Genomic DNA, 8,587 nt, shown 5'->3' on the forward strand with positions numbered 1-8,587 from the left:
TGATTACTCTGCATATAAGTCTAAACTAGACATTACAGCATTTGGCTCTTTAAACTCAACATGTATCTTTTGTTGGTCTTTTACCATACGGATTCCTTCTAACAATATTTTATCGTTTTCTGTAAGTCCTTTTTCTACTATAAATAAGTGTGGTAATTCTGCTTCTACAGTAATTTCTTGTTGTTTTACTGTATTGTTTTTATCTACTACAAAAACATATTTTTTATCTAATACTTCAAAAGTAGCTTTTTGTGGAATTATTAAGGCTCCTTCGTATGGAACTTCCATTAAAATACTTCCTGTTTCTCCGTGTCTTAAAATTCCATCTGGATTTGGGAAAGTTGCTCTAAAGGCAATATTTCCTGTTTCATTGTTAAACTCTCCTTCAATCGTTTCTACTATTCCTTTTTGATTGAATGGTTTGTTATTTGCCATTAAAAGTGTTACTTCTTTTTTCTTGTCTTTATCTTGACTCATTATGTAGTCTAAATATTCTGTTTCTGGTACATTAAAATATACCCACATTTTACTGTTGTCTGATAGTGTTGTTAGGAGTTCTCCTTCATCTAACAAACTTCCTTTTCTAACATGCAAGTGGTCCATTATACCGTTAAATGGTGCCTTAATGCTTGTAAAACCTAGGTGTGTTTGTGCTAGCATTACTTCAGCTTTTGCTTTTTCATAGTTTGCTTTTGCTAAGGCTAATTCGTTTTTAGAAACTACGTTTCCATCTGCTAATAATTCCGTGTTTTTATATTCAATTTCAGCAGCTTTTGCTTCTGCTTTTGCTTTTTGTAAATCTGCTTTATAAACGTTTGCTGATATTTGAAACATGTTTTGTCCTTTTTTTACATGTTGTCCTTCATCAACAAATACTTTCTTTAAATATCCTTTTTCTAGTGCCCTAAGTTCTATGTGTTGAATGGCATGTATTTGACTTACATAATCTTTAGTTATTGATGTATCTTTTTTAATAGGATTGGTTACAAGGAACTTTGTTTCTGGATGTTTAGATTCCTTTTTTGATTCGCAGCTAATGTTAGTTAATAGCGCAAATAGGCTCATGAAAATGAAGATTTTTTTCATTTTTTGTATGTATTTGTAAAGTTAGATTGAGTGTTTAACCATTGAAAACCAATGGTCATTCTAAAAATTTAATTAAATTCTTATGCGTGAATAAATAAAGTAAGCTAAATGATAGGTTTAGGCATACTTTACCGAAGAGGGTATCAAATTATAAAAACTTGAAATTTTACATGGAGTTTTACTATAGCGCTAAAAGTGTACTCTTTAAAGCGTTGTGCTTTTTCTTTTACTACACAAAACTGGCACTCAAAAAACTGCGCATGTAAGATGGCTGATAAGTAACTTCCGAATTTTGATAAATTTTCATCTACTTCATTTTCGTCTTGGGTTTTGTCTTCAATCTCGCTGATTTCAAAATAATTCTCCCTTTCAGAATCTTGATGCTGTTTATCAAAAGCTAAGTTAATGGTGTTTTGAGTAACAATTTGGGTCTCTATACAGGCTGAATTTAAAACAGGCACTGATATACTCTTATTAAAATTGTTATGATCTGCATATGATGTAGACCATCCTTTTAATAAGAATATTAATAGAAAAAGATATTTGTTAAATGTATTACTCATTTCGGTCGGCAAAATTATATATATAAATTCATTTAACAAACAAATAATATTGTAAAATATTTATAAAACAAAAAAACTCGCCAAATGGCGAGTTTTTAATACTATAACTTTATCATTAATCTCCACAAAATATATTGTAGTTTTTAACTAGTTTCTCTCTAGAATATTTTCTATATTCATTTGACTCTATCAAATCAAAAATAACATCACAATCTTTAAAGTAATTTTGAATACTTCTTTTCATAGTTCTGTTGTATAGAGTTGCTATTTCTTCATTATCTCTTTTTATAAATAAATCTATATTTTCTCTAACACCTAGAAAACTATTTCCAAAGTCTTCATCGTTCAAATTATTTAATCTATAAACTTTAAAAAACCTTTTTCTTTCATATAAAGTAATCTTTCCTTTTAAAACAACTCTTAATAGTTCTGGTTCCTTCTTTATTTTGGTATATATGTACTCATATTCTTCTTCTTTTTCAAAACCATAAAATATAATACCCCTAACTATTAAGTTATCCCAAACATCTGGTTTTTCATCTAAAGATATTCTAAACTTAATTTTATTATCTTTAGTAATAACTCCATAACCTTCTAATACATCTCCATCTAAAAATATTAAACTTGCCTTTTGAGTTTGACTAATTATATTACTGGTAAAGATTATACATCCAATAAATATTAATATCTTTTTCATATTTATAAAAAAACTCGCTTCATTAGTTAATGAAGCGAGTAGTTTTTTTCTTGTAAAAAATTTTATTCTTTATAAACTCCCATATTGGCATATTTGTCCATACGTTGAGCTATTAAGTCTTTCTCTTTTATATCTTTAAGTTCTTTGTAAGCTTTTATGATTTGTTCTTGCACAGCTTTAAAAGTTCCTTCACGATCAGAATGTGCACCTCCTAATGGTTCTTTGATGATATCGTCTACTATTTTTAGTTTCATACCATCTTCTGCTGTTAACTTTAATGCTTCAGCTGCTTTTTCTTTCTCTGACCAGCTACGCCATAATATTGAAGAACAGTTTTCTGGTGAAATAACTGAGTACCATGAGTTTTCTAACATATATACTCTGTCTCCTACTCCTATTCCTAAAGCTCCTCCTGAAGCTCCTTCTCCTATAATTATTGTAATAATTGGAGTCTTTAAACGAGTCATTTCAAAAATATTACGAGCAATCGCTTCTCCTTGTCCACGCTCTTCAGCTTCTAATCCTGGGTAAGCTCCTGGAGTATCTACAAAAGTTACTACAGGAATACCAAATTTTTCAGCCATACGCATTAAACGTAATGCTTTACGGTATCCTTCTGGATTTGCCATACCAAAGTTACGATACTGACGTGTTTTGGTATTGTATCCTTTTTGTTGCCCGATAAACATAAAAGATTGATCTCCTATCTTACCTAAACCTCCAATCATGGCTTTATCGTCTTTTACGCTACGATCTCCGTGTAACTCCATAAAAGTATCTCCACAAAGTGCTTTAATGTAATCTAATGTGTAAGGACGGTTTGGATGACGAGACAACTGTACTCGTTGCCATGCAGTTAAATTCTTGTATATATCTTTTTTAGCTTTCTCTAATTTTTTTTCAATTTTCTTACATGTAGCTGTTACATCTACATCGCTTTCTTTTCCTATATCAAAACATTTTGCCAACTGATCTTCTAGCTCTTTTATTGGCATTTCAAAATCTAAATATTCCATTGTATTCTTGTATATAGTTTGATTTTCTAATTTTATAGTTAGTTGTTTGTAAAGGCAAACATACTAAAAAATTGTACAGTTTACCTTGATCGCTTTTCTTAAAATACTATTTTTTTATAATTTTCTTTTTTATGGAAGAAGCATTTTTTAGCACTCCGTTGAGTACTACTACTATTAAGACAATACATGCTCCATAATAAAACTCTGGATTCATTTGTTCTTTCTCTCCAAATATTAGTAACGCTAAAACAATAGCATATATAGGCTCTAAATTAATTGTAAGCATTACTGTATAAGGTGTTAGATACTTCATTACCTTCACAGATGCAATAAATGCATAGGCTGTACAAACACTACTTAAAATTAATAAATATACCCAATCAGTTACTTGTAATTGGAAAAACGCTAATGAAAACTTCTGTGTAAACAATAAGTATATAGTTACCCCTAATACTCCAAATAATAGTTGGTAAAACGAAATAGTATTGGCTTCATGTTTTTTTATAAACACTCCGTTTAATACTGAAAATAATGCTGATAAAAAGGCTGAAATTAACGCATAAATAATTCCAAGCGTATACTGACTTTCAAAATTGAAAATAATGTATAAACCTACAATTACTAGCAAGCCTAAGACTATTTCAATTAGTTTTATTCTTCTTTTAAAGAAAAAAGGTTCTATGAATGAAGCGAAAAAAGCTCCTGTGCTCATCATTACTAAAGCTACCGAAACATTTGATACTTTTATTGCTTTGAAAAAGGTTATCCAATGTACTGCTATAATTACTCCTGAGACAGCAAACTTAACTAATGCTTTTTTTTCTACCTTAAATGACTTCTTCTTTATTACAAAATACAAAGCAATAAAAACTACTGCTAATAACATTCTATACCAAACTAAAGGAACTGCATCAATTGATATTAATGCTCCTAATATTGCTGTAAACCCCCAAATAAAAACAATTAAGTGTAAAAGTAGGTAGTTCTTTAATTTATCTCCTTGCATTGAAATATAAATAAACAGCGTATAAACCAAATACTATATTAGGTATCCAAACATTTAATAATGCATTAGCTCCAGCTACTGCTCCTAATACTTCTGCTATTTTTAGAAAAAAAACATAAATAAACATTACAGTTATACCTATAGCTAAATTCGCTCCTATACCTCCTCTACTTTTCCTGTGTGCTAATCCAACTGCTATTAATGTTAATATATAGCTGGCAATTGGTAAGCTTGTTCTTTTATATAATTCTACTAAGTAAGCGTTTAAATTTTTTATACCTCTTTTCCTAGACACCTCAATAAACTTAACCAATTCAGGAGAGCTCATTTCTTGTGCCATAATATTCTTGTAATTAAAATCTTCTGGTGTAAATGCAAATGTGGTATCTAAGCTTCTGCCTGAGAAAATACTATCTCTTTCTTTGAAAATTTTTCGCGTCTTCCACGTATACAATTTAAATGTACTGTCTTTTTCATTCCAATTAATATTATCTGCAGTAAGCTTGCTTTTTAACTTTATACCATCATATAGATCTACTGAAAAGTTATATCCTGAATTTCGTTTTAAATCAAAGTTTTGGATATATACATAGGTACTATCATTAAGTTGCAAGCTAAATTCACGAATAGAAGTATCGGCATACTTCTTTTTCTTTAAATATGTTTTTTCAAAAGCTTTTCTTGTTTTGCTACTAGAAGGTACAAAGAAGTGATTCATTGATAACGCCACTGCACAAACAATAGTTGCACCTATAAAATATGGGTATAAAAATCGTGTAAATGATACTTGAGAACTATTAATTGCTACAATTTCTGTATTACTTGCAAGTTTAGAAGTAAATAAAATAACTGCAATAAACAGTGCTAATGGCATAAACGTATTAGCATAGTAAATAATAAAGTTTTTATAGTAATCGTTAACTATTTCAAACAGTGTTAAGTTTTCTTCTCGTAAAAACTTATCTACTTTCTCGGCAATATCAATAGCTACCGCAATAGGTATTAAAATAAGTAGCGTAAACAAAAAAGTTACCAAGTAACGTTTTAATATGTACCAATCTAGTATTTTCAAATTACAAACGTTTATCCATTTGTTTTACCATTTTGTCTTTCCATTCAGCAAAATCTCCTGCTATAATGTGTTTACGCGCTTCGCGGGTTAACCATAGATAAAATCCTAAATTGTGAATAGAGGCTATTTGTTTTCCTAGCATTTCTCTAGCAGCAAAAAGGTGACGTAAATATGCTTTAGAATACATAGTGTCTACCCAAGTAATCCCCATTTCATCAATTGGAGAAAAATCATTTTCCCACTTTTTATTTTTAATGTTAATGCTACCTTGTGCTGTAAATAACATTCCATTACGGGCATTACGTGTTGGCATTACACAATCAAACATATCTACTCCTAAGGCTATATTTTCTAAAATGTTAATTGGTGTACCAACTCCCATTAAATAACGTGGCTTATCTTCCGGTAGTATTGCTGTAACTACTTCGGTCATTGCATACATTTCTTCAGCTGGTTCTCCTACGGATAACCCTCCAATAGCATTTCCTTCTGCCCCTGAATTTGCTATATACTCTGCTGATTGTTTACGTAGGTCTTTGTATGTACTTCCTTGTACAATTGGAAATAAAGACTGACTATATCCGTATTTTGGAGGTGTTTTATCAAAGTGTTTTATACAACGATCTAACCAACGATGTGTCATGTGCATAGATCGCTTTGCATAATTATAATCACAAGGATATGGTGTACATTCATCAAAAGCCATAATTATATCTGCTCCAATAGTACGTTGTGTTTCCATTACATTTTCTGGTGTGAAAAAATGCGTAGATCCATCTATATGGCTTTTAAACTTTACTCCTTCTTCATTTATCTTTCTTCTTCCTGATAAAGAATATACTTGATAGCCTCCACTATCAGTTAAAATATTACGATCCCAATTCATAAACTTATGTAAACCTCCTGCGGCTTCTAAAGTTTCTAATTTTGGACGTAAGTATAGATGATATGTATTTCCTAAAATAATATCAGGATTGATTTCGTCTTTTAATTCTGATTGATGTACTCCTTTTACTGTAGCTACTGTACCTACAGGCATAAATATTGGAGTTTCTATAGTTCCGTGATCAGTTGTAATAACACCAGCTCGTGCTTTACTTTTAGGATCGGTTATTTTTAAGTCAAATTGCATAAGTGGCAAAGATACACATGTAAGTTGAATGTTTAAAAGTAGAAAGTTAAAAGTTTCTTATTACTATTTTTAATTCTTTCTTCTTCTACCAAACTTCGATTTAAAATCTATTTTTTTCTTTGGTTTAGTTTTTTGAGGAGAAGTAGTTTTAGTCTTTTTTTCCGCTTCTTCGTGTGTTTTTGATGAACCAGCTACAAGTTTATTAATTTCATCCATTTCTTTAGATGATAATTCACGCCACTCTCCTACTTTTAAGTTTCCTAAAGTAACATTCATAATACGTGTGCGTTTTAACTTTTTTACTTCGTAATCTAAGTATTCACACATACGTCTTATTTGACGGTTCAATCCTTGTACTAAAGTTATTTTAAATGTAGTATCATTTACACGTTCTACTTTACATTTCTTTGTAACAGTTCCTAAAATTGGAATTCCATTACTCATTCTTTTTATAAAGCGTTCATCAAAAGGTTTGTTAACCGAAACAATGTATTCTTTTTCGTGATTGTTTCCTGCTCGTAAAATTTTATTTACGATATCTCCGTCATTTGTTAAAAATATTAATCCTTCTGATGGTTTGTCTAATCTCCCAATAGGAAACAATCGTTGCGGATGCCCTATAAACTTTACTATATTTTTCCGCTCTTTACTATCTGTAGTACAAACAATACCTACTGGTTTGTTTAACGCTATATATATGATTTCAGGTTTTGCTTTTAACGGTTTTCCATCAATCTTCACCACATCTCCTTCATTAACTCTGTTTCCTAACTGGGTAGGTTTGCCGTTTATGGTTACTCTTCCTTCTGTAATAAAGCGTTCTGCTTCACGACGTGAGCAAATACCTGTACTACTTATGTACTTATTAAGATTTATTGATGTGTCGTTATTTTTTTCCATTACATAGAATCTATGTTATAGCTACACAAACAAATGTAACACATAACTAAGTTTATTTATACTATATTACTTTTAGATATTAAAAACTAATCAACTACAAAGAAAAAGAAAATCCTCAAGCTAACACTTGAGGATTTTATAATTTATATGTTTTTCTTATTAAAACATGATCATTTTTTGTGTACAACGTGCTAAACTTGGTCTTCTTTCATAATCAAACCCAAGTGTAATCATGTGCGTACCATAGTTATACTCTTGTGTTTTATTCATGTTTATACTAAACCCATACGACATGTATAAGTTATTCTTTTTTAGACCAAACAATGGTGCAATAGCATTTGGTTGGAAAAACTGATCATTTAAGAACGTATAACTTAAACCAGCCCAAACATATCCGTCTCTAATTCCTTTTCTGGCTTTAACGTTCATGTCTGTTCTAGATCGTTTATCTGCTTCTCTATACTCTACTAACATTGAAGGTTCCAATTCAAAGTTTCTGCTCAATCTTGTAAAGGTATACGAAGTAAAAACAGTATACTTTCTCAATACTTCTGGCTCGCCTGTTTGAAAATTTTCAATTTCCTTATTTAGAATATTCATTGCGTTAAGACTTATACTAAATCGTTCGTAACGATACAGTAATCCAACATCAAAATTTGAATTGTTTAATGTTTTGTTTGGCACTATTTGTCCTGAATTATTTTCTGAAGTATCAATACCAAACTGAATAAAACTATAGCTTAATGCAAATGATAAAAAGCTATCGTGAAAGTCACTTAATGTTAAGTGACTTGCAAACGATAATTTTGCTCCTTTATGAGTTGTATTTCCATTTTTATCATTAAACAACGTAATACCACCACCAAAAGTGTCTGCTATACGAGCTTCAACTGTTAACGATTGCGTATCTGGTGCATCTTTAACTCCAATCCACTGGCTTACTCCATTTAATCTAACCTGTAACCCAGTACCAATACCTGCATAAGTTGGAGATATTAAAAACGGGTTATCGGCTAAATGACTCACATATTGTGGTAATTCTACTTCTTGTGCAGTAAGATTTACACTACTAAATACTACACTTAAAATTATTAATATTTTTCTCATTTCTCTTT

General features: G+C 30.5%; 9 protein-coding genes. All 9 read right to left on the reverse strand.

Going from position 1 to position 8,587, the window contains the following annotated elements:
- Nucleotides 1–3: 3 nt before the first annotated feature.
- The 9 genes from ACQYZ7_RS13725 to ACQYZ7_RS13765 all read right to left on the reverse strand — a co-directional run bounded on the left by ACQYZ7_RS13725 (nt 4) and on the right by ACQYZ7_RS13765 (nt 8,579).
- Nucleotides 4–1,086: an efflux RND transporter periplasmic adaptor subunit gene (locus ACQYZ7_RS13725; protein WP_430730293.1), complete on the reverse strand. Its 1,083-nt coding sequence runs from the start codon at nt 1,084–1,086 to the stop codon at nt 4–6.
- Between the two features lie 143 nt (nt 1,087–1,229).
- Nucleotides 1,230–1,649, reverse strand: coding sequence for a hypothetical protein (locus tag ACQYZ7_RS13730; RefSeq protein WP_430730294.1), 420 nt, complete (start codon nt 1,647–1,649; stop codon nt 1,230–1,232).
- Nucleotides 1,650–1,764: 115 nt separating this feature from the next.
- Nucleotides 1,765–2,346, reverse strand: coding sequence for a hypothetical protein (locus ACQYZ7_RS13735; RefSeq protein WP_115900794.1), 582 nt, complete (start codon nt 2,344–2,346; stop codon nt 1,765–1,767).
- A gap of 62 nt (nt 2,347–2,408) precedes the next feature.
- Entirely contained in the window at nt 2,409–3,362 is a 954-nt protein-coding gene (locus tag ACQYZ7_RS13740) for an acetyl-CoA carboxylase carboxyltransferase subunit alpha (protein ID WP_430730295.1), read from the reverse strand.
- Nucleotides 3,363–3,468: 106 nt separating this feature from the next.
- On the reverse strand, nt 3,469–4,368 hold the full coding sequence (locus ACQYZ7_RS13745; protein ID WP_430730296.1) for a DMT family transporter: 900 nt from the start codon (nt 4,366–4,368) through the stop codon (nt 3,469–3,471).
- The gene (locus ACQYZ7_RS13750; RefSeq protein ID WP_430730297.1) at nt 4,355–5,440 is read right to left on the reverse strand and encodes an LptF/LptG family permease; all 1,086 of its coding nucleotides are present in this window, start codon (nt 5,438–5,440) and stop codon (nt 4,355–4,357) included. The genes ACQYZ7_RS13745 and ACQYZ7_RS13750 overlap by 14 nt, the downstream gene beginning before the upstream one ends.
- A 1-nt stretch (nt 5,441) precedes the next feature.
- Complete coding sequence (gene tgt, locus ACQYZ7_RS13755; protein ID WP_430730298.1) at nt 5,442–6,572, reverse strand: tRNA guanosine(34) transglycosylase Tgt; 1,131 nt, start codon at nt 6,570–6,572, stop codon at nt 5,442–5,444.
- Between the two features lie 69 nt (nt 6,573–6,641).
- Nucleotides 6,642–7,472 (reverse strand): 23S rRNA pseudouridine(2604) synthase RluF, encoded by an 831-nt coding sequence (gene rluF, locus ACQYZ7_RS13760; RefSeq protein ID WP_430730299.1) that lies wholly within the window; start codon nt 7,470–7,472, stop codon nt 6,642–6,644.
- Nucleotides 7,473–7,631: 159 nt separating this feature from the next.
- Nucleotides 7,632–8,579, reverse strand: a complete 948-nt coding sequence (locus tag ACQYZ7_RS13765; RefSeq protein WP_430730300.1) for a PorP/SprF family type IX secretion system membrane protein — start codon at nt 8,577–8,579, stop codon at nt 7,632–7,634.
- Nucleotides 8,580–8,587: the final 8 nt, after the last annotated feature.

Origin of the sequence: Tenacibaculum sp. SDUM215027 (genome assembly GCF_050566205.1) — a bacterium.
Classification (GTDB): Bacteria; Bacteroidota; Bacteroidia; order Flavobacteriales; family Flavobacteriaceae; genus Polaribacter.